We start from the raw sequence: 20,957 nt of genomic DNA, 5'->3' as shown, positions 1-20,957 counted from the left end.
GTTATGACAAATAATAGTTTATGCGCCGCTTAGCGCCTTATCGAACTGGACTGTGGTTGGCAGAGTATATGGATATGCGCTGCCAACTATGTCGTATTTATCGTAGTACACCACAATCTCAACTACTGCATCATCAAATACAATCTAGCCTAGATAATATAACGAATGCGCCGCCTACACGGACAGCCTTAAAGAAATACTCTTTTCTTACTAATATCATTCATCAAGCAAATAGCTATTTGAGCAGTGGTTTACTTTGTGATCACTGTCACAATGATATTACTTGGTTGCCAAGACCTTTTGAAGTGGATATCGCTCCTAGTATATCTTTATCTATCCAAGCCTCTACTTACTACGAGTATCCAATACGTCAAGCTATCCGAGCATTTAAGCATCAAGAGGATATGACGAAATTGCCGTTACTATTACATACCATACGTCAATTACCGCGTCCACACGGTTGTCATCGCAATAACAGTGTGATTGTTGCTATGCCAACGACAAGTCAACGATTGGTCAAACGTGGGTTCGATCCTGTCAGTATTCTATCTGCTCAATTGTCTAAACATTGGCAAATTCCTGTATGGCAAGGCGTCGAGCGTATTGACAATACAGTTAGTCAGCAGGGACTGACTCGTGCCGAACGTCTTAGCAACCTAAATAACGCCTTTGCTCTAATCGAAAAGCCTCCTACAAAACGCTTATTACTATTTGATGACGTATCTACTACAGGTGCAAGCTTACAAGCATTAGCGCGAGTCTTTTCTCCACCTACAGCAGTAAAATCAGTAACAGATATCAGCCATAATATTTATCAAATTTCTGCTTACGTATTAGCACATGGTAGCAAATCCTAAACTCAATTTATCTTTATCGGTAATATCTAATTATTGCTAATATATTTCCTTAACGCTATATTGTTATAGTTATGTATATTAATTTTTTGCTATGAGCTAAATGTCTAAGCAGTTTTTCGGCGAACTAACATATGAGTAAAGGATACTGGAAAGCACCTATAGTCATTTCTAGATATGTTTATTAGATATCATGGAATGAAAATTGCATGTTATTAAGTAGATATATGTAGAAAGTCATGGTAGTAAGACAACAATATAAGATACTCATAATCAATATGACGTAAATAAAAGACAGATAGTCGCAGTTTTAAATAGGAACACGATGTGAATGCATCTTTGAACACTTCACTACCTAAGCTGAAGAACATAAGCTCAGGTTTTACCTTGATTGAGCTAATGGTAACCATTGCTGTTATTGCCATTATTATGAGTATTGCAGCGCCGAATATTAGTACCCAACTTGCAAACCAGCGGGTTAAGTCAACAGCTGCGACGCTTGCTAATGCGTTAAAAGAGGCTAAGGTAGAAAGTGTTATTCGTCGTCAACCACTAACGATAAGCTTTGATAATACTAATAAGGTAATAAATATTCAGTATATAGTGTCAGGTAAGGTAGATAGCACTGTAGAAAGTTATAGGTATGATGTTAAAAGTACAATTAAGTCAGATCGTAGCAGTAATGAATTTAAACCAAATAAAGTCGCAGAAGTTACCACATATACTATATGCGATAGCAATAGTGCAGCTAGTCCTATAAAAATCTTAGTTAGTGCTACTGCCGTTATTAGTAATAGATCCGAAGGAACGTGCCCGTGACTAAAATTATTAACCAACAAGGTGTGGGTTTGGTTGAGGTGCTAGTTGCTCTGTTACTACTAGCAGTTGCAGTATTGGGATTTAGTGCACTCAATATGGTATCTATAAAAGCAACAGATGATAGCGTGCTAATAGCAAATGCTAATACAGTAATGCGTGGCTTGTCTGAAGACTTGCGACTAAATTCTAATAATATACTGGCTTATCAAAAGGATATCCAAAGTGTATTAAGTAAAGTATCTGCTTCAAAGAATTACTGTGCAGCTGTCGAAGACTATAAAACGAGTACTGTCACAAAGAACTGTGATAGTGAGTCATGTACCGAAGAACAGCTAGGTCAATACAATAGCTGGAGTACGATGAAACAAGCATGTGAAAACGGCATTTTACTAAATATGATTACTTGTCCTGATACTGCGGACAAACAGTTACGTCAATGTATTATCACTTCATGGAACGGAACAGAGCCAGTGTTTGGAGTCAGTTCAGCGAGTAGTAAGGCTTGTGCCGATGCGTTTGGGATATATCATGCAGGTTCTGATTGCTTGATTATGGAGTCTTACTAATGAATATTAAATATACTCAGGACGGCTTTTCTTTAATAGAACTAATGATCTCTCTCACCTTAGGTCTTTTAATCTCAGCAGCGGTCATGCAAATTTATTTGACCAGCGTTAAAACCAGTAGTGTACAGGCTGGTGGTACCGATATATTAGAAGCGAGTATTTTTGGCATTCAAAATATAGAAAAGAGTATAAGGCTTAGTAATTTAGGTATGGCGGATACTAACAATCCTTTTACTCCTACGGCAGGTCTGGTTATGACCAGTGACAGTAGTTTGGTTAGTACTACCCAGACAGACAAATCTAAGAATAATATGAATGGTATTAAAATGGGAGGAACCAAGTCGAGCGCTGGTGCTGAAGAGATTACAGATGGCTATCTAACCAGAAGTGGAAACCAAAGCACAAGTAGCGTTAACAACGCTTGGAAAGCAGGGAACAGTAACATTACAGGCTTAAAAAGCTCCCAACTCACTATACAGTACGAAGCACCGCAGAATATGTACGATTGTGAAGGCTCCTTAGTTCGGGGACCTGTAGAAATAGATCGGGATGGGCGTTTGACGATGATACCAGGACAGGTTGTTATTGAAAGGTATTTTCTTAACGAAGTTACTCAGAGTAATAAGTCTAATTATGAATCAAATATAAAAAGTTATGAGCTACGTTGTGACGCTGGACGTTATATCAAAGAAGACTTAAGTACAGCAGAACTTGCAGCACAAGAAATCAGTGGTAAGGATAGTACTAAGTTAGTGGCTACTCGGAATATAAGAGATTTTGGGGATGCTGGAGAAGTCGTTATTCCAAGAGTTGATTATTTTGGTGTCTTGCTAGGAGTAGAGGTTGTCGCTACCAGTCCAACTAATACTTCGGTTAGTTTAAGGTATTTTACTCCTGAACAATACATGAGTTTTTTGAAAACTGTTCAACAGGCAGAATCTTCAGCTAGTATGTCTACTATAACGACGACAGATATTATATCTGTAAAACTATCTGTTTTAGTACGAGCTGATCGCCCCATTACAGGGGAGAGTGGAGCATCTAGTTTTATAGTATTTGGAGAAAAAAGAGATTTGTCTTCAGATACTTCCAGCGCTTTTATTCGCAGAGTATATGAGTCGAATATTATGTTGAGAAACTCAAGAGCTGTTAAAGAAAGCTCTATACCCAGTATCTAGTTGATGAAGCGGATAATCTGACTGAAAGAGGATAAATGAGATGACTAGACAATCACAGGAAGGCGTTACTCTTATCGTAGTATTGATGTTTTTAATGCTCATTACTTTAGTGGGTATTATTGCGGTTAAGAGAAGTACAACAGATTTAAAAGTAGCCACTGCTGATCAAATAGACACGTTTTTATTAAACTCTTCAGATAGCGCAAATAAGCGTATTGAGAAAATATTTGATAACGATACAGATCAAGATTATGTAGATGCAGTGATAGAAGGGACGGGAATGTTTGGCTATTATCTTTCTCAAGCAGGTAGTACAAATCGCGATGATCAATATATTTTTTGTTATAACGCGCGACTAAATAGTTTTGCTAAATTGAATCAAGCCAGCATCGTAAAACCTAATGGGGGTACGGTGATGACAACGGGTAGTGGATACTGTGATATATCAAAGACGGAAAGCTACTCTAGTGCTCGTAGTAACTCAGTAACACAAATTAATATTACTCGCCCATCGCGTGTAGTTGTAGGACAAGGGGGCTTTAAATCAGTAACACAAGGATCTGGTATACAAGCTAATGAGCCAAGCAATGAGTCTGCTGTTTTTAATATTCGTTCTACTTCTATATTACCTAGTCTATCGAATGCTAGTAAGGAAGATATAAACGACTGTCTTAAAAAACCTATTGACCCTAATGATGGTAGCACTGAATCACTGGATGAATGTATGAAAGGCGAGGGGGTTGCGACTAAAACACTAGTTCAGCAAGCTTATGTTAAGAACGTCATAGACAATACGGTTTGCTATGGGTTTGGTGTAGGAGACGGTAAAATAGATGAAGATTGTCAGAAACTGGTTGGCATTGATGTCAATGGTAACCGTAAGACAGCCGCTAACAATTAATTGATAGATAAATAAATAAGGCATCCATTAGCCCTTTTAACAGTTGTAGTTAAATAAGAGTACTCATCATGATTTTAAAAAAGCTCATACCTAATCAGTTACGATATTCTAAGCTTAGCCAGACTGTTAAGCCTTTATGCTATGCCGTTGCACTAACTATGGTGGCCTTACCCGTTAATGCGGGTAGGAACAATCTGGGTGATTTGGAGATTTATAAGGCAGCAGAATCGGGTGGTGCTGTACTAACGCTAATGCTTGATACTTCGGGATCTATGGGTACTGTAGATTTTGGTACTGAATCCAGATTGACCATATTAAAAAGGGCTTTGACAGAGTTGCTATCAAAAAAAGATGCCAATGGTAACTATACATTATCAAGTGACAACATAATTGGTCTGGGTCAATACTCTGTGGACAAAGACGGTAATGGATCGGTTGATGGTAAAGCAGGTAGTATTTTAGTGCCGGCACGTAAGCTTGACGAAGCACAACGCACTAAACTTATTGCTACTCTGACAGGCTTCCGCGCAAGTGGTAATACGCCAGCGGCCAATGCTTATGCGGAAGCAGGCGCCTACATGATGGGTACTACGACCGTTGAGCTAGAAGATAAAGAGGAAAAAATTTACAAAGTTTTAGGTCGAGTTGTTGAAGAGTATTCTGGTAATAATAGCAAACCCTATAGATACAGGCTCCAAAAGTGTACTAATAATGATTCTTACGTAACACCTTTTGATAGTAAAGACTGGTACTTTTGTAATACCTATAGTGATGTTGAGTTAACGGGCAACAAGAAAAAACAAAAGAAACTCTCAACTTTTGACGGAAATGCAAATTCTAAAATATCTAAAAACATTGATGACGGTTATGATCTTGGAAACGTACGTTATTTCTATCAGATAGTAAGTAAAAACCAAAATGGTGTTACGATAAAAGATACTGATGAAAGTGGTTATACTGTATCTACTCAAGACGCGAAAGATTCGACAAATGATTATTTGAACTATAATGCCCCCGTCTCGGATTCGCAGTGTAGTGGCTATGGTATTTACTTTTTAACAGATGGTGTGCCTAATGGCTCATCTAACTCGATTGCTTCTGGTTTAATGAACTTAAGTCTTAAAGGTAAAAGTAGCTCTTTAAGTCTGGATGGGACTTGTAATGGTGGTTTAGTCAATAACGGTGGTAGTACGGGCTGGGCATGTATGGGTGAATACTCTAAAAAACTGCGAGACGTCACCAATCCTTCCAAACGATCAATACTAACCGCCACAGTCGGTTTCGGTAAAGAGTTTGCTGGCATTAAGACTTCGGTGGATGGCGCTGGCAAAACGGTTTATCATTGCGATGAGTCAGCATCATCATCATTCACTCCCTCTACACATGTCAAAAACCTATGTAAGTTAGGTAGTGAAGCATATGGCGGTGGTGGTTTTTACTACACGACAGATGCAGACAGCCTGGCTGCTAGCGTGTCTAGCTTTACAGCCAAACTGACTCAAATTATCGAAACAGCCCCTTCAGGTACCATTACTATCCCCAATGATCCACTAAGCTCTACTAATTTGCAGCCGTTTGCTTATTTACCTATGCTCGAGCCAAAAGTAGCTGGTTCTCAGTATGTATGGCCTGGAAATTTAAAGAAATACAATGTCTATCAAGGTACGCTATATGGTAAATCGACTTTCCCATTTAGTGAGTCTAGTAGATTATATGATGATGATGATGGTGATGATTTTCCAGATGATTTAAGCACAAGTACTCAAGATCTTTGGAGTACTACAGATTACAAAAATGATAAAGGTGAAAGTGCGAATAATTCGATTTATGCAGGGGGCGCTTATGCACGTTTAAAGGCACCGACTGCCGGAACTAATGCTAGTACTACTCGTAATGTGTATGTTGAGAGTGGTACAGGTAGTAATGCCAAGCTAGTAAATATTAAAGTCACAAATGGTACTGTGATTGGGTTTGATCAGTTAGATACAGATTATGGTGTAGCAGAAAAGTTGTATCTACTATCCTTTTTGGGATACAGCGTGTCCACAGATGCTGCAGCAACTATTACTGCTTTGAATACAGCCGCCAAACAAACAACAGCATTTAATGACATCGTAAAAAATCCACCAACTCAAGAGGTGAAGGTATTAGGAGGCGTAGTACACTCTAAACCAAAGCAAGTATCCTACGGTGCAGACTTTACAACTGATGGTGAGATATCTAACGATGAAAAAGATCGTGATGACTATATTATGTTTGGCTCTATGGACGGAGCACTACATTTAGTATCATCAGAAAAAGGCGAAGAAACATTTGCCTTTATTCCTAAAACTATTATCAAACAGCAATTAAAAGCGCTAAAAGTAGACAGTGAAGGCGCTGTAGGCAGAACTGTATTCGGCGTTGACGCACCATGGACAAGTAGTTCAGTACTAGAATATGACTTTTCAGGAACGCCTAAAAAAGTAAAAGCGACGTCAGTAAAAGCGTATGGTGGACTAAGAATGGGCGGTAAAGGCGTATACGGCTTGGATCTAACTACGAAAGATAAACCAACCTTCTTATTCTCTAAAAATACGACTGATGCTGGATTTTCTCGTTTAGGACAAGTTTGGAGTGAACCTACAGTCGCAAAAATTAGAATGAAGAAAGGAACAAAATACGAGTCTAAAGATGTGATTATCGTTGCTGGTGGTTATGATACTTGTTATGAAAATCCAAGTTTCAAATTACAAACTAGTGGTGACAATACAAGTTGCGATAAAAAAACGCAGGCAGAAGGTAATGCAGTTTATATATTAGATGCTAGTGATGGTAGTATTATCTCGTCTATATCTGGTAGCGATAGTGATAGTGGTACAAACCACACTCAGGTTACAAGCATGAAGCATAGTGTTGTAGGTGGAATTACTGCTTTGGATCGAGATGATGATGGTAATATCGACCACCTCTATTATGCTGATTTGGGCGGTAGTGTCTATCGCGCTGATCTAAACTCAGGTGCTACAAATACCAGTTTGGTGAAACGAGTGGTTAGAGTGTTAGATGCTAGCTCTGGGCAGACGCTGCCATATCGGTTCTACGAAAGACCTATCGTCAGTTTCTATACTAGCCCTTATCAGGAGATATTTGCGTCGGTAACTGTTGCATCAGGAGATCGTAGTACACCGCTTTCTATGCTCAGAGATACTGATAACCCTAACTATTTATTTAATATATTTGATTATGATATCGCTCAATCCAGTATATTTAGCTATACAAATGACAAACTAATATCGAAAGATAAAACAGTTAATGATCTCGTTAGTCTTCCATTTAAGCAAAATAATGCCTTGAAGAACTTAACGAGTCGCAAAGCGGTCTTACAGACGATAGCAAAAGGAGCGTACAACGATACCAAAAAGCGTTATGTCTACGACTATGCAGGATGGCGCTATCCACTAACCTATTTTGATGGGTATAGCGGTGTTGAAGGGGTGAAGTCAGTAGGAGAGCCTTTAGCATATGGTAATCGGTTGTTTACAACTGTCTATAGTCCAGAAATGGTTTATGATCAGACAAATAACTGTTCTGCTAGAGTGGTAGGTGGCTCGGAACGACAAGTATACTGTATGCCTTATGGAGTGTGCGACGATACTGAGTCGCTTGATGGAACAGCTGGATATACTCGGGCTGGTAAAGGAATACAAGAACTGACATTAGGTGCTTATAGTAAAGACCAGCGTAATGTCAAAATGCTGATCGGTCCACAGTCACTGGCTGACCAAGTTAAAATTGCTAATCGAAATAACAATAATGTTGGTTCAGGGGGATTAAACCAAACCGATGAGGCTGGCTTGCAAGTAACAAACAACACTATTGTGAATGATGGTACAACTGGTAGTGGTGGTAAGTCTGATAATGTAGTCGCTACAAACGGTAAGGCCACAAGCGACAGTAATCTTGGGTATGAAAAATATAAATTCATACCGAAAAGATGGTATGAGCTTTATGAAGAGGAAAAATAGAGTGCATGCTTCAGCTAAGAGCCACGGTAATAACCCAAAGCTTCAATCATCAGGTTTTACTTTAATAGAGTTGATGATTGTCGTGGTCATTGTTGCCATACTAGGTGCTATTGCGATCCCAAGCTATCGTCAATATGCGATTATGAATGCTGAACGTGATGTACAAGCTAAAATGCTGCAGTTAGAGATACAATTAGAGCGATGGCGGGCAACAGCGCTAACTTACAAAGGTTTTAGACCAAAAGTAGTTAGCAGTAGTAGCACTGCTACGTACGCCTATGATGCTAACAACACAACTATCTATGTTCCTCAGGGTAGTGATTCGACCAATTATCGTTATCAGATCACATTAGTGGATGGTGCCAATACTGCTAGCTCATTAGTACCAGCGACTACGACAGGTATTGACAATACAACTGGTAGAAGCTGGAAGATGCTAGCTGAACCAAGGGGTTCGGGGCTTACAGAATATGCTAGCTATTTTATGATATCTAGCACAGGTCTAAGCTGTCAAAATAACAGTAAAGTGAAAATAGGAGATAGTGATTGTGGTACGGGTCAAGGAGAGTGGTGATGTGGATTGATTCGGACACGACAGTCACCGTCTTTAAGAAGCAGTCTGGTTTTACATTGATCGAACTAATGATCGTCATTGCTATTATTGGAATCTTAGTGGCTATAGCTTATCCAAGCTATCAGCAATATGTTATCAAGACTAAGCGTACCGATATGATGAGCGAGATGCATAATATTGCGTCTGAAATTCAGAGTCGCAAATTGGCACAAGGTTCGTATAACAACGCTCTGATTACAGGGTTGAGCGGCGCGTATCCTAAGCAAGGTGACGCTCTGTATACAGTCAGCTTTACTCCTAATCCGCTCACTTCGGATTGGAGCATTATAGCTACGCCCAAGAATGGTAGTCAAATGGCGAACGATGGTACATTGAGTTTGAATTTTCAAAATATAAAATGTCGTGGAGATGATCCGAACAAGAAATGCGGAACAGGTGATGAATGGAGATGAACTGTTAATGACATGCTTATGTTTATCTGACAAAAAATGTCATGTACAATTACTCTAAATCCTATAAATTACATAAACTGACAATTTTTAGTAAGTAGTGAGTAACATTAATAACAATACATAAGTAAAAATAGTAAGTGAGTGACAATATTTAATATATTGCACATTTTATTTGTTAATTTAGAAATAATGATCCCTATGTTTCTGAATTGGCACGATAAGTGCTTCATTTAGGTTAAGAAGTAAATGAATTATATAACTGAAAATAAGCTGGCAATTAAGCTATCTTCTTATTACCTCAAAAGGAGTTCTTATGAACACTGCTCAAAAAGGTTTTACCCTAATCGAACTAATGATCGTTATCGCTATTATTGGTATCTTGGCTGCAGTTGCATTACCTGCTTATCAAGATTACACAGTAAAAGCTAAAGTTTCGGAAGTCGTATTAGCAGCATCTTCTTGTCGTACTACTATTACAGAAACAGTTCAATCATCTCCAGCGGTAAATATAAGTACAGTACTACCTACTGCTTGTGCTTTTAGTCCTACTAAATATGTCAAGAGTGGTTCGGTGAATGCTAATGGTAAAATTTCTGTTGTAGCTGATGAAGCAAAATTGACTGCTTTAACGTCTACAACGAATACATTAACACTCTTACCTATTCAGACAGGTACTACGGCTTTAGTTGGTACAACAGACGGTGGTAAAACTATTGCAGGATGGCGTTGTGGTTTACCAGCTGATGGTACGACTATTCCGGCTAAGTACTTACCTGGTTCGTGTCAAGGTACTTACTAACATATTAGTAAGTTAGATTAATAAAAAAAGACTGGTTTGCCAGTCTTTTTTTTTGCTCTAAATTATAGTTAGCTCTGATTGTTATTCATCATCAAGCCATAGCTACTTGATGAAAAGCAATTAGATCTATTTTATTAGGTTTTATTAAGGTGGAAGTATGTCACCACGTATTAAGTTTTTTATAAAGCATTTGATTGCTTCTTTGATTGTCGCTACTATAGTTTTGGGCTGGATATTTACTGTATGGTATCCAGCACCTTTAGCTAAAGCCACTGGTGTTACCCATATTGTACTTATTATGCTAGCGACAGATGTGATCGTAGGACCGATATTAGGGCTTATCGTATATAAGGCACATAAGGAATCATTAAGTTTTGATTTGATGGTCATAATACTGTTACAGATATCGGCATTGAGTTATGGTATATACAGCTTAGCTGAGGGTAGACCAGTCTGGATGGCGTTTAACGGTAATCGCTTCGAGCTAATAAGAAATAATGAAATGCTTGATGTTAGTGTAGATGACGAATATTATTACCCCAGTCTACTGGGGCCTAAGTACGTAGCCGTAAAAATTGCTGAGGATAGCTCTGAGAGAGAACAGAATATGTTTGATGAGGTGCTGGGTAATATATCACTGGCTCAACGACCAGAGCGTTATATCAATATTACAGAAGCAAAGAAACAAATTATAAAAAATTCTGAATCAATATCTGAGCTCAATAATTATAATTCGAAATCAGTAGTTTTGAATACAGTAGACCAATATCCTAATGCAAGAATCTATTTAGGTTTAAAAGCAAGCAAGGTTGATATGGTTGTTTTATTAGATGTTTCGGGAACGCCATTACAGATAGTAGATTTACGTCCTTGGGAATAAATTTGAAATAGCGTACCTAGTTATATCATTATGATTTCACCTCACAATAAATACTAAAAGAGCCAAACATGATGTTTGGCTCTTTTAAAAACTTAAGTTAAATTTGTCGAATCAGCTACCTCTCTAAATACTGAATCTTACCTTCCACGCCATCCCATTTCTCAGCTTCTGGCATTTGCCCTTTCATCTCGGTGATATTCGGCCATTTTTGCGCCAACTCTTCATTTAGCTGAGTAAACATTTCTTGGTCTTTCGGTACTTCATCTTCTGAGAAGATCGCATTGGCAGGACATTCAGGCTCGCATAGCGCGCAGTCGATGCATTCATCAGGATCGATGACTAGGAAGTTTGGGCCTTCATAAAAGCAGTCCACAGGACAGACTTCTACACAGTCGGTGTATTTGCAAAGAATGCAGTTATCTGTAACGACAAAGGTCATAGTGAGGTCTACCTGTTATTGGATTGGCTGATATAGTCAATCTCTTTCAAAAGAACTACTGTGTCAGCCTTGCCTGAAGTATTATTTCTACCTCTGCGCTCAGCTGCAGTGCAATTCTTTCAAATTAAATCAACTATAAGGGCTACATAGAATAGTTGGAAAATAAAGCGTATTTTAGCGCCTTTACTACGCTTTGACAATTCCCTTTAATGACTAATGATTTTCTTTAAATGATAAAGTAAATCATGCGCTTGCTTAGGTGTTAAGCTATCAGGATCAATTATATTTAGTTCATCTTGTAGGCTAAATAGCTGATTTTGTTTTGAATTGTCCATTATGTCTGCCGCTTGAGCAGTATGACTTACTTCTTGATTGAGAGTAGCATCATTATAACTCTCTTGCCGTTTATCCTTTACTGACTTAGCTAATTCATTTTTATCATCAATAGGTCTTGCTCTATCTACGGTTAAATGGTCTAACTGTAAGTTGTCTGCTAAATAGCGCTTAGCATCTTCTAGCACTTGGGTGGGAATACCAGCCATTTTTGCAACATGCAGCCCAAAGCTAGAACTCGCTGCGCCATCTTTAATTTGATGCAATAGCAATAATTGACCATCGACTTCACTGGCTGCTACATGGACATTACGGATATCAGTATGATGCTTGCCAATATCATTCGTCAATTGTGTCAGTTCAAAATAGTGAGTGGCAAATAATGTCAGGCAGCCAATCTCGACTAGGCGATTGACACAGGCATGAGCAATGGCAAGACCATCAGTAGTGGCAGTGCCGCGGCCGACTTCGTCCATTAATACCAGTGATTTATTGGTAGCTTGATTTAAGATATTGGCCGTCTCAATCATCTCTACCATAAAGGTCGATTTGCCACCTGCCAAGTCATCAGCTGAACCAATACGAGTAAAAATGCGGTCGATATCACCAATATTCGCATGCTCAGCTGGTACAAAGCTGCCGCAATGAGCGAGTAGGACTATCAAAGCCGTTTGGCGCATATAGGTAGATTTGCCACCCATATTAGGGCCAGTAATCAGAAGTAATCTTTCTGGGTGTCCTTCATCAGCATTGGCGCTACCTAATTCGCAGTCATTGGCGACAAAGTGGTTTGTACTTAGTGAATTACTGTTCCTGCTTTTCGCATTCGTTTGATTCAATGCCGCTTCAACCACAACATGACGACCTTGACGAATATCAATGTTGGTTTGACTCTTGGCTAGTGATTCGCTTTGGTCTTTTGTATGTAGACCCATGATTGGGCGCTGCCAGTTATACGTCATGGCAAGCTGGGCCCAATTGCTTAGCACATCTAATTGGGCAATGGCCGCGCTAAGCTGTTGTAGATCAGCCAAATGTTGGTTTAATTGAGTGAGTAGCTCTTGATACAGCTGCTTTTCACGAGCTAACGCCAAGGACTGGGCACTTAGATATTCTGTCTCGACTTCCTTGAGCTCATCAGTGATAAAGCGCTCGCTGCTTTTAAGCGTTTGTCGACGGATAAAGTGAGGAGGGGCATTCTTTGCTTGCATCTTAGGCAATTCAAAATAGAAGCCGCTAACTTTATTAAAGCCGACTTTTAGACTCGGTAGTTGGTTGTCTTGACGTGAGCGCTCTACCATCTCGTCTAGCGTCGATTGGATATTGTCATGCAAATGGGTAAGACGATCAAACTCTTCATCAAAGCCCGCCGCTAGCATTCCGCCATCACGGATATGAGCAGGCGGTTCAATGACAATAGCGCGCTCGATTAATTCGGCGATGGATTGAACAGCAGGTAACTGAGCTGGTAATTGCTGTATCAGCATTGGTAATAAGCCCGCGTCTTCATGGCTGATACCGGATTCTATCAATAGAGTAGTAAGCTGTGCGCTACTAGCGATACCATCGACAAGCTTGCGTAAGTCACGAGGTTTGGCACTCATTAGCCCGATTCGACTGCTGATTCGTTCGATATCGCCAATGGTATTCAGCGTCTCTCGCACACGTGTAACCAGTAAGCTATCTTTTACATCTTGGTTTGATTCAATTGGGTCACTCTTTGAGTTTAGCAAACAAGTTATCGCATCTAGACGCATATTGATACGTGAATGCTGACGCAGTGGACGCTTCATTTGCTGCACAAGTAGGCGTTTACCCATTGGAGTCTGACAGTGATTCAGCACGGATATCAAAGAAGTGCCGTTGCTACTAACAGGCGTAAATAGCTCGAGATTTTGTTGGCTATTGGCATCGATAATTAGGTAGTCATCACTATACTCGATAATGAGTTGGTTCACTTGTGGTACATGGCGTTGCTGAGTTTGACGCGCATAGTGGATAAGCGCAGCGCAGCTGGTTTGCGCAAGTGGAGCCTCATGAATGCCCAACCCATCGAGATGCTGGACTTCGAACTGCTGACAAAGCGTGTCACTGGCATGCTCACGATGAAAGTCATTGGCAGCGACTTCTATAATAGGGCAGTCCAGATTTTGTCGTAACCACAGTAGCCACTCTGTATCATTGCTTCCAATGCTGTCGCCAACGCTATCAATAAGCGCTTCACTAATGATACATTCACTAGGCGCAAAACGTGCTAATACAGTAAGCATTTGAGTTTGCAGACCATCTATATCGTTTTTATCTGCTATCAATGTCTGGGTAGTCAGTGTACCTGCAGCCAAATCTATCTGGCTAACGGCTGCTTGTAACGTCTGGCTATGGTCTTGCGTTTTCATAGTCGCTATATCGATGGCAACCACAGTCGGCGTATGATTGGGTGCAATCAATGCGTCATCGGTGATGGTCCCAGCTGTAAGTGTTTTGACCACTTCGCGGCGCATGATGCTACCAGCAGCAGATTTACTTTTGTCTTTCTTTTGCTTGTCGCCCATTGCAGGGACATTGGACTTATTGCTAGCACTACCAGTTGTTGATTCGTCAATTTGTTCGCATACGACCACTGTCTGACCAGCAGCGATCAAGCGTGCCATATAGCTATCGGCTGCATGAAACGGCACACCTGCCATGGCTATCGTGTTGCCTGCCTTATCCGTACCACGGCGCGTCAGTGTGATATCTAATATTTGCGCCGCTCGCTTAGCATCATCAAAGAACAGCTCGTAAAAGTCACCCATCCGGTACAAGAGCAATGCTTGTGGATAGTTGGCTTTCATGGTTAGATATTGCACCATCATCGGTGTATGGTCTGCTAGGTTATAGACGGTATCGCCTATACTTAAGCAGTCAGAGGTCTCTTGTTTTGATAAGGGTTTTTCTGATGAATTAGGCGTTGACGACTGATTTTGTACAGATGGTTTTACGGTCATGCAGAGTCTCTTATAGTGCTTTAATGAGTGTTAATAAGTATTTTGTAATAGAGATACTAAAGGGTTATTTGTCTTATGTACGAATTTGATAGATAGCTTTGGCTTTATTGAGAAGCTAGTCACTTGTAGATAAATGGCTCCACGACAAATTTTGAGCCAAGATGCAGTGGTAGCAAACGTATAAAAATCAAACCGCGACAAACAAATAAAGTCGCTAAAAAAGCTAAGAAATTTAAGAAGGTATTCGCTATTTTAACACGTCCTACTAGGTTTTTACTGTGGCAAATATCTACTCGCTGCCCTTGTATCCATCAGCGTCATAACCATATATAATGACGGCACACTTAATTGGGCGATACTAAATTAGGTAGTACTTAGTCGGGTGATGACAAGGCAGAGAGCTAAGCTTTGGCTAATGCGCACTAATTATCGAATATTCCATAGGTCAAAAAATTATGTTATCAAAGATTATAGGCAGTGTGGTTGGCACCAAAAATGACCGCGAATTAAAACGCATGCGTAAAGTGGTCAGCAAGATCAACGCACGAGAGGCTGAAATACAAGCCCTGTCTGATGAGCAACTACAACAAAAAACTGAAGAATTTAAAGCCAGACATCAAAAAGGCGAAAGCTTAGATGCATTATTGCCAGAGGCGTTTGCTGTCTGCCGCGAAGCATCATTACGTGTCAACGGCATGCGTCACTACGACGTGCAGCTGATTGGTGGTATCACCTTGCATGAAGGTAAAATCGCTGAGATGAAAACTGGTGAAGGTAAGACCCTAATGGGAACCTTGGCCATGTACCTAAATGCGATCAGCGGTAAAGGGGTTCATCTGGTCACGGTCAACGATTATTTGGCTGCACGTGATGCTGAGCTAAACCGTCCGTTGTTTGGGTTTTTAGGTATGACTGTTGGTGTGATTTACTCACAGCAGCCGCCACAAGAAAAAATCGAAGCTTATCAAGCCGACATTACCTATGGTACCAATAACGAGTACGGCTTCGATTATCTACGCGATAATATGGTCTTTAGTCTTGCTGAGAAAAAACAGCGCCCGTTAAACTTTTGTATTATCGATGAAATTGACTCAATCTTGATTGATGAGGCTCGTACGCCACTTATTATTTCAGGGCAAGCTGAAGATTCATCACGCATGTATGCACTGATTAATACGATTATTCCTGTGCTAATCCGTTCAAAAGATGAAGAAGCGAACAAGAATAACGAAGAAGAAGACTTCTGGATTGATGAAAAGAATCGCCAGATTGAGATCAGCGAAAAAGGCTATGAAAAAATCGAGCGCTTCTTAATCGAAGTGGGCGAGCTGGGTGAAAATGAAAGCTTATATAGCCCAAGTCGTTTGCCACTTTTGGCTCACGTTCAAGCGGCCATTCGTGCGCATCACGTATTTGTCAAAAACGTTCACTATATCGTCGATGAAGGCGAAGTGGTCATCGTTGATGAAAATACAGGTCGTACCATGCCTGGTCGTCGTTGGTCAGAAGGCTTGCATCAAGCAGTAGAAGCGAAAGAAAACGTTGAGATCCAAGCAGAAAACCAAACGCTTGCCACAACGACCTTCCAGAACTACTTCCGTCTATATGACAAATTGTCTGGTATGACGGGTACCGCTGATACCGAAGCTGCTGAGTTCAAATCTACTTACGATCTAGATGTCATTGTCATTCCAACGCATGAGCCAATTGCTCGTATCGATATGGATGACCAGATTTTCTTAACTAAGTTAGGCAAATACAAAGGCATCATTCGCGAAATTAAAGAAATTCAAGCCAAAGGCGCGCCAGTACTGGTTGGTACGGCGACAATTGAGGCCAGTGAAGAGTTGTCTTACTTGCTTGACCAAGAAGGCGTTAAGCACAACGTTCTAAACGCCAAGCAGCATGAGCGTGAAGCAGAAATTATTGCACAGGCAGGTAGCCCAAAGTCAGTCACAATCGCCACCAACATGGCAGGCCGTGGTACGGATATTATCCTTGGTGGTAACTGGCAGTCGTTTATCGAAGATATCGATGCGGTGAGTCCAGAAGAGATGCAGCGTCTAAAATCTCAATGGCAAGTCAAACATGACCAAGTTGTAGCAGCTGGTGGTTTACATATCATCGGCTCTGAGCGCCATGAGTCACGTCGTATCGATAACCAGCTACGTGGTCGTGCTGGTCGTCAGGGTGACCCTGGCATGTCACGCTTTTTCTTATCGCTCGAAGATGATCTGATGCGTATCTTCGCAGGCGATCGCGTGGTCAATATGATGCGTGCGATGGGCCTCAAAGAAGATGAAGCTATCGAACATAAAATGGTCTCTAAATCGATCGAAAACGCCCAAGGCAAAGTTGAGAGTCGCGATTTTGATGCCCGTAAAAATCTATTGAAGTATGATGATGTTGCCAACGAGCAGCGTAAAGTTATCTATGGTCAGCGTGATGATTTATTAGCAGAAATGGACTTATTAGAAGCCATCGAAGTGATGCATCATGAAGTATATAACGCGATGATCAATCAGTTTATTCCGCCTGGATCTATTGATGACCAGTGGAATATTGACGGCTTAGAAGATGAGTTAGAAGACGAATTCAAAATCTCGATGCCGATTAACGATTGGTTGGATGAAGATCGTCGTCTGGATGAAGAAGGGCTGCGTGAGAAAATCGTTCAAACGGCGATAGATCGTTATCATAGTCGCCGTGAGCAGATGGGTGAAAAAGACGCCGCTCAGCTTGAGCGTCATTTCATGCTACAGAGTCTAGATAAGCATTGGAAAGAGCACTTAACGCAAATGGATCAGCTACGTAAAGGGATTCATTTGCGTGGTTATGCACAGAAAAACCCTGAGCAGGAATATAAGCGTGAGTCGTTTGAATTGTTCCAGATGATGCTGGGTGCGATTAAGTCTGAAACAGTACAAGATTTGTCACGTGTTCATATCCCAACCAAGGAAGAACTGGAAGCATTAGAAATTCAGCAACGTGAGAACGCTGCCCATATGCAAATGCAGTTTGAGCATGACGATGTAGATAATTTGGATAGCAATGCGAGTGGTTCAGCTGCTCAGCCGCAACCACAAAGCCGCACTCTAAACAGCGGTGCTGCGGCAGCTGGCGTTGGTGCTGCTATAGCAGGTAACGGTAGTAATGCTAATGAACCAAACCCATATGCAGGTATGAATATCAGCCGTAATGCAGCGTGTCCTTGTGGCTCAGGTCTTAAGTACAAGCAGTGTCATGGTAAAATCTAGTCGTTAATCATAGCAAGTTATTAGCTATTTACTGAACTGCTATTAGAGACAGCCTTTACCTGAAAAAGCCCTTATCTTAAGTAGATAGGGGCTTTTTCATATCTGTTAGATAACTTATGCAAACTTAAAACTTGCTAGACTAAGACCAACAAACACTTTGTATTGATTACTTACAAATTCAGCATAGGCGTGAATTTATGGACACGCTATAGTGTTTAACATATTTATTTGGGAGAGTGTCATGAGTGTAGAATTCTTAAAAAAAGTACGCAGCTCAGTAGTTTTATCAGGTTTGTTGGCTGGCGCCTTGACGGTCAGTGCTTGTCAGCAACAATCAGAGCCGGAGTCGGGCATGGAAGAGGGTGCTAATGCAGAAGAGTCTGTTCCAATGTCAGCGGAGCCTGCTGAACCTAGTGATGTCGTCGTCGATACCGAAGACGCTTCACTTAACGAAGTAGAAGGTGATACCACCGCTTCAGTAAACAGCGGTGTGATGCAAATGTCATATCTATGTACACCTGAACTAAAAGTTGAGGCGACTTATAAAGAAGATGCCAATCAAGTTGTTGTCGCAACCGACATGGGTACAGTAACGTTGAACCAGACCAATGAAGGTAGTAATCCTGAAGTGTTTGAAGTGGCGACCGCAATTGATGGTGGTCAAGGGTTCACACAATGGCGCGTAGGGCATGAAGCTCGTAAAACTGGCGTCATGCGTACTGCGGGTGCAGATGAGTCAAATGTTAATACATTCGAGTGTAATGAAGCTTCGTAATTTGTCTTCAATATTTAGTAAGTGATAGGCATTAAAAAAGCAACGCTAAGATAGCGTTGCTTTTTTATTTTGTGAAATAATCTTTATCAATCATACAAGTTCGTAGTGGTTAAACTATAAGCGCTTATTTTAACGGAGTTGTATCAGAACCATGAGCTAATAGACCTTCTTCAGTCACATCTAACTCTTCATGCTTGAGCTCTACTTGAATGCTGTCAGTATGTACATGAGTGCTCTTATTGATTTCGATGTCCTGAATAGCGTAGGTATCTTTGGTAATGGTAGCCACTTGGCGAGATAGCACAATATCAATTGGTTCATCGCCAATTTCTATTTGCTTACCGTTAATGGTCACTACAGCTTTGCTATCCAAAGAAGGCTCAACGTGGCGCAGTATGTCTTTGTCATCGTAATTACCAGAGAGTAAGTCTTGGCTCTCTGCGTCATGGTACTCAGTACGAATGGTGATATATTCTTCTACTAATTCAATTGGCACTTCGATAGTTTTAGTACGTGAATGCTTGGTGACGGTTACTTTACCCACATCCAAGCGTTCTTTGTTAATCACAGGACGTTCTTCTAATAGCTCTAAATGTCCAACATTGATAGTATTGTTCGTCTGCTTCGTTGAGATATTTTGTTCCTTATCCAAGTTATCTTGGTAAAGGCTGTTTCCATTTTCAGTAGTCATTATTATTCCTTTATAATTATAAAATGATGAATTTCTAATAATTTCAAACGTTATATGTTAATTAACCACATATATTAACTAGCTACATTGAATACTATAAACCATTCGCTCATGTTATGAATACAAAAAAGACCAGAGACATGCTCTGATCTTAATGGCTAAACATATGAGCTTAGCTACTTACTATCATCATATTTAACTGACGGTATAGGAAGCTTACGTCGTTAAACTATGACGTATTAGCATATTACATGCCACGAGCACGGCGTACATCTTCTGCTGTGATACCATCACGGTCTACTAAGTTACCTTCACGGTCAACCACGTTGCCGTCTCCATCAACATCTAGCTCTTCGCGTTGAATGGTCTCAATTAAAGTTTCAGTGTGATGATCGGTCGTCTTGCCAACGTTTACTTCTTCAGAAACATAGGTTTCTTTGCTGACACGAGCACGTTCAGCTTGTAGTTCAACTTCAACTGTTTCGGTAGCATCGAGGTCACCAATACGACGGTCTGTTGGACGATCTACGCTAGTACGTTGAATATTGGCATGTTCTTCTTCTAAGTCTACATCGACATTGCGCTCTTCAGTGACGACATGCTTACCTACTTTTACTAGACCAGCAACGATACGGTCTTTATTTACCGTCAGACGCTCTTCTAATAGCTCTAACGTATTTGGTGCGTCATACGAGTGATCTGCAATATCAACGCGATCTTCTACAGGGAGTGTATCGGCGTTAAACGCTTGACGATCTCTTTCATACTGCTCTTTGTAGCTGTACTGGTAATCGTGATCGTATACTTCCATGGCTTCTACTTGTGTTTTAGTCAAGCTATCAAAGAAGACATCATCACCAACGATACGGGCTAAACCTGCTGGTACCAGTACTTCTTTTGAGCTAAACCAGCCACCTGCGTCTACGATTAAGTAACGAATACGACCAGTGGTGTCTTCTACTAAGGCACCTTCAATCTTACCAATTTTTTCTTCGTTAATACCGTAAGCAGTTTTGTGCGTTGGATCATAATAGTCATCACCAATTAAATCTTGATGAGTGGCTTGAATATCTTTTAAACGGATTAGTTGACTCATTGTTATATTCCTTTTTCGCGAGTTTATTTTTTATAATGTAATGGTTGATGTTGTTATTAATTTTTAGTAAAACCATATCTATTACAGTTAACGGTAAGCTAAATGAGTAGCTTCCCTATCAACTTGTAGCTATCCTAACACCGTGATTTTTGATGAGATATATGAGCAAGGTAGCAAAGTGTGCGCTTGCAGTAATTGCGTGTAATAGGCTGTAAGTGGCATAACATAGGAGGGGGTAGAAGTTAACGAGACTTTACACAGAGTAATATTCAACATTCATCGAAAGAAAGGAGACACAAAAAAAACCGCATTACCATTAGCAATGCGGTTCCTCAATAAACAATAATTA

General features: G+C 40.4%; 16 protein-coding genes. 12 read left to right on the top strand and 4 right to left on the bottom strand.

Annotated features, from left to right (window positions below; genetic code table 11):
- Nucleotides 1-20 precede the first annotated feature (20 nt).
- The 10 genes from ACI2IW_RS06445 (at nucleotide 21) to tfpZ (ending at nucleotide 11,030) form a co-directional block, all read left to right on the top strand.
- Nucleotides 21-857, top strand: a complete 837-nt coding sequence (locus ACI2IW_RS06445) for a ComF family protein (RefSeq protein WP_404693084.1) — start codon at nucleotides 21-23, stop codon at nucleotides 855-857.
- A 324-nt stretch (nucleotides 858-1,181) separates the two neighbouring features.
- On the top strand, nucleotides 1,182-1,673 hold the full coding sequence (locus ACI2IW_RS06440; protein ID WP_404693083.1) for a Tfp pilus assembly protein FimT/FimU: 492 nt from the start codon (nucleotides 1,182-1,184) through the stop codon (nucleotides 1,671-1,673).
- Entirely contained in the window at nucleotides 1,670-2,239 is a 570-nt protein-coding gene (gene pilV / locus ACI2IW_RS06435; protein ID WP_404693082.1) for a type IV pilus modification protein PilV, read from the top strand. The genes ACI2IW_RS06440 and pilV overlap by 4 nt, the downstream gene beginning before the upstream one ends.
- Nucleotides 2,239-3,417 (top strand): PilW family protein, encoded by a 1,179-nt coding sequence (locus tag ACI2IW_RS06430; RefSeq protein WP_404693081.1) that lies wholly within the window; start codon nucleotides 2,239-2,241, stop codon nucleotides 3,415-3,417. The genes pilV and ACI2IW_RS06430 overlap by 1 nt, the downstream gene beginning before the upstream one ends.
- A 40-nt stretch (nucleotides 3,418-3,457) precedes the next feature.
- Nucleotides 3,458-4,318, top strand: coding sequence for a PilX N-terminal domain-containing pilus assembly protein (locus ACI2IW_RS06425; RefSeq protein WP_404693080.1), 861 nt, complete (start codon nucleotides 3,458-3,460; stop codon nucleotides 4,316-4,318).
- 68 nt (nucleotides 4,319-4,386) lie between these two features.
- On the top strand, nucleotides 4,387-8,325 hold the full coding sequence (locus ACI2IW_RS06420; protein ID WP_404693079.1) for a hypothetical protein: 3,939 nt from the start codon (nucleotides 4,387-4,389) through the stop codon (nucleotides 8,323-8,325).
- On the top strand, nucleotides 8,309-8,899 hold the full coding sequence (locus tag ACI2IW_RS06415) for a type IV pilin protein (protein WP_404693078.1): 591 nt from the start codon (nucleotides 8,309-8,311) through the stop codon (nucleotides 8,897-8,899). Before ACI2IW_RS06420 ends, ACI2IW_RS06415 begins: the two co-directional genes overlap by 17 nt.
- Complete coding sequence (locus tag ACI2IW_RS06410; RefSeq protein ID WP_404693077.1) at nucleotides 8,899-9,351, top strand: type IV pilin protein; 453 nt, start codon at nucleotides 8,899-8,901, stop codon at nucleotides 9,349-9,351. The genes ACI2IW_RS06415 and ACI2IW_RS06410 overlap by 1 nt, the downstream gene beginning before the upstream one ends.
- A gap of 313 nt (nucleotides 9,352-9,664) precedes the next feature.
- Complete coding sequence (locus tag ACI2IW_RS06405) at nucleotides 9,665-10,150, top strand: prepilin-type N-terminal cleavage/methylation domain-containing protein (RefSeq protein ID WP_404693076.1); 486 nt, start codon at nucleotides 9,665-9,667, stop codon at nucleotides 10,148-10,150.
- A 157-nt stretch (nucleotides 10,151-10,307) separates the two neighbouring features.
- The gene (gene tfpZ / locus ACI2IW_RS06400; RefSeq protein ID WP_404693075.1) at nucleotides 10,308-11,030 is read left to right on the top strand and encodes a TfpX/TfpZ family type IV pilin accessory protein; all 723 of its coding nucleotides are present in this window, start codon (nucleotides 10,308-10,310) and stop codon (nucleotides 11,028-11,030) included.
- A gap of 115 nt (nucleotides 11,031-11,145) precedes the next feature.
- Here tfpZ and fdxA read toward each other — a convergent pair whose 3' ends face one another.
- Entirely contained in the window at nucleotides 11,146-11,469 is a 324-nt protein-coding gene (gene fdxA / locus ACI2IW_RS06395) for a ferredoxin FdxA (protein WP_101205516.1), read from the bottom strand.
- Between the two features lie 206 nt (nucleotides 11,470-11,675).
- Entirely contained in the window at nucleotides 11,676-14,789 is a 3,114-nt protein-coding gene (gene mutS / locus ACI2IW_RS06390) for a DNA mismatch repair protein MutS (protein ID WP_404693074.1), read from the bottom strand.
- A gap of 455 nt (nucleotides 14,790-15,244) precedes the next feature.
- On the opposite strand from mutS, the gene secA reads away from it, so the two are divergent.
- The gene (secA, locus tag ACI2IW_RS06385; RefSeq protein ID WP_102090801.1) at nucleotides 15,245-18,046 is read left to right on the top strand and encodes a preprotein translocase subunit SecA; all 2,802 of its coding nucleotides are present in this window, start codon (nucleotides 15,245-15,247) and stop codon (nucleotides 18,044-18,046) included.
- A 241-nt stretch (nucleotides 18,047-18,287) separates the two neighbouring features.
- Entirely contained in the window at nucleotides 18,288-18,821 is a 534-nt protein-coding gene (locus ACI2IW_RS06380) for a hypothetical protein (protein WP_404693073.1), read from the top strand.
- Nucleotides 18,822-18,945: 124 nt separating this feature from the next.
- On the opposite strand, the gene ACI2IW_RS06375 is transcribed toward ACI2IW_RS06380, so the two are convergent.
- Nucleotides 18,946-19,512 carry a YsnF/AvaK domain-containing protein gene (locus ACI2IW_RS06375; RefSeq protein ID WP_404693072.1) on the bottom strand — a complete coding sequence of 189 codons (567 nt, stop codon included), beginning with the start codon at nucleotides 19,510-19,512 and terminating at the stop codon, nucleotides 18,946-18,948.
- Between the two features lie 247 nt (nucleotides 19,513-19,759).
- Entirely contained in the window at nucleotides 19,760-20,608 is an 849-nt protein-coding gene (locus ACI2IW_RS06370; RefSeq protein WP_404693071.1) for a DUF2382 domain-containing protein, read from the bottom strand.
- Nucleotides 20,609-20,957 lie beyond the last annotated feature (349 nt).

Source organism: Psychrobacter sp. NPDC078501 (assembly GCF_044900935.1).
Taxonomy (GTDB): Bacteria; Pseudomonadota; Gammaproteobacteria; order Pseudomonadales; family Moraxellaceae; genus Psychrobacter.
Note: the sequence above shows the minus strand (reverse complement) of the source record. Positions and strands in the feature narration are given on the sequence as shown.